Source organism: Nocardioides sp., from assembly GCF_031422975.1.
Lineage (GTDB): Bacteria > Actinomycetota > Actinomycetes > Propionibacteriales > Nocardioidaceae > Nocardioides.
In genome coordinates this window covers 1-1,933 of sequence record NZ_JANPEO010000322.1, presented here as the reverse complement: position 1 = coordinate 1,933, position 1,933 = coordinate 1, and the positions used below count along the sequence as shown (strand labels likewise).

General features: G+C 69.9%; 2 protein-coding genes. One reads left to right on the top strand and one right to left on the bottom strand.

The genetic code is table 11. The features are described 5' to 3' along the window. Positions 1 to 1,099, top strand: a 1,099-nt coding sequence (locus RMO85_RS09805) for a radical SAM protein (protein ID WP_310528544.1), incomplete at its 5' end; no start/stop codon positions are given. Between the two features lie 189 nt (positions 1,100 to 1,288). Here the strand turns inward: RMO85_RS09805 and RMO85_RS09800 are convergent. Further along, positions 1,289 to 1,933: prolyl oligopeptidase family serine peptidase (locus RMO85_RS09800; RefSeq protein ID WP_310528543.1), on the bottom strand; the 645-nt coding region annotated here is incomplete at its 5' end.

Below are 1,933 nucleotides of genomic sequence, written 5' to 3'. Positions count from 1 at the left end.
CCAGGCCGGGATGATCACCCGTCCCGTGCGCGAGCGCTCGATCGAGACGATCGCCGCCATGGTCGAGAACGGCATCCGCAAGTCCGGCTTCGAGGAGGTCGGCCTGCTGTCGCTCTCCAGCGCCGACCACACCGAGATCGGTGAGATCGCCAAGGGACTGGCCGACCGCTACGAGGGTTCCAACGTCTCGCTCTCGCTGCCCTCCACCCGCGTCGACGCCTTCAACATCACCCTTGCCAACGAGTTCTCCCGCAACGGTCGCCGCTCGGGACTGACGTTCGCGCCCGAGGGCGGCAGCGAGCGGATGCGCAAGGTCATCAACAAGATGGTCAGCGAGGAAGACCTGATCCGCACCGTCGCTGCGGCGTACTCGCACGGCTGGCGGCAGGTGAAGCTCTACTTCATGGTCGGGCTCCCGACCGAGACCGACGAGGACGTGCTGCAGGTCGCCGACCTGGCGAAGAAGGTGATCGCCAAGGGTCGCGAGGTGACCGGCCAGAACGACATCCGCTGCACGGTGTCCATCGGCGGCTTCGTGCCGAAGCCGCACACGCCCTTCCAGTGGGCCGCGCAACTCGACCACGAGACGACCGACCGGCGCCTGAAGAAGCTGCGCGACGTCGTCCGCGAGGACAAGCGCTACGGCCGGGCGATCGGCTTCCGCTACCACGACGGCAAGCCCGGCATCGTCGAGGGACTGCTGTCTCGCGGCGACCGACGAGTCGGCGCGATCATCGAGCAGGTATGGCGCGACGGTGGCCGCTTCGACGGCTGGAGCGAGCACTTCTCCTACGACCGCTGGATGACCGCCGCGTCGCTGGCGCTGGCCGGCACCGGCATCGACGTCGACTGGTACACCACCCGCGAGCGCGACTACGACGAGGTGCTCCCGTGGGACCACCTCGACTCGGGTCTCGACAAGGACTGGCTGTGGGGTGACTGGGAGGACGCGCTCGCGGTCGCCGACGGCTCCTCCGACGTCGAGATCGAGGACTGCCGCTGGACCCCCTGCTACGACTGCGGTGTCTGCCCTGAGATGAACACCGAGATCCAGATCGGCCCCACGGGTCACACGCTGCTGCCGCTCGCCGTCGTCTGATCCGACCTCGCTGTCGTTGGGTTCGCCCAGCTCGGCCGCAGGCTCCAGCGTCGGCAGTTCGCGCTCTTGTCCGAGCGGTTGAGCGTGGACCCGGTGGTTCGAGCCGCCAACTGCCGACGCCCGGGCCGAGCGCGGACGTCCTGCCGGCTCGACGCAGGACCGGGCGCGGCACGTGCTGGCGCTGCTGGGTCAGTCCAGCTGGCTGTCGAAGTAGCGGATCGTGCGGTCCATGGCGGCGGTGAACGCCGGTCCGAAGGCGTGGCCGTCGTCGTACCACTCGAGGGTCGACTCGACCCCGGCCTGCCGCATGGCCGCCAGGGTGGCGCGTGCCCACCGTGGGGGACAGGTGTCGTCGAAGCGGCCGTGCACGATCAGGACCGGCTCGCTGATCGAGGACAGGTAGGGCCGGGCGGAAGCCGCCCGCCAGAAGGCGGGACGGTCCTCGGGAAGGCCGTGAGCCTGCACGATCGACCTCGCGCGGGAGTCAGCGTCGGAGCGGATGAACTGGTCGAAGTTCTCGCCCTCCAGCGACGAGACCGACGCCCACAGGGAGGCGGCCTGGACGAGGCCGGGCTCGGCGATCAGGGCCTTCATCACCACGCCACCGCCCATCGAGCGGCCCATCAGCGCGATCCGGCCTTCGTCGACCGGGACGTCGGGCGACGCTCGCAGCGCCTTCACCGCCGCGATCACGTCGGCGGAGTAGCCGAGCCGCAGGTCCCGGTCGGAGCGCGGATCGTCGGTCGACTCGGCGTGCCCGCGGTAGTCCACGTGAAGGGCGACGTACCCCCGACTCGCGAACACGCCGCGCTCGCGGGTCATGCCCTGTCCGCG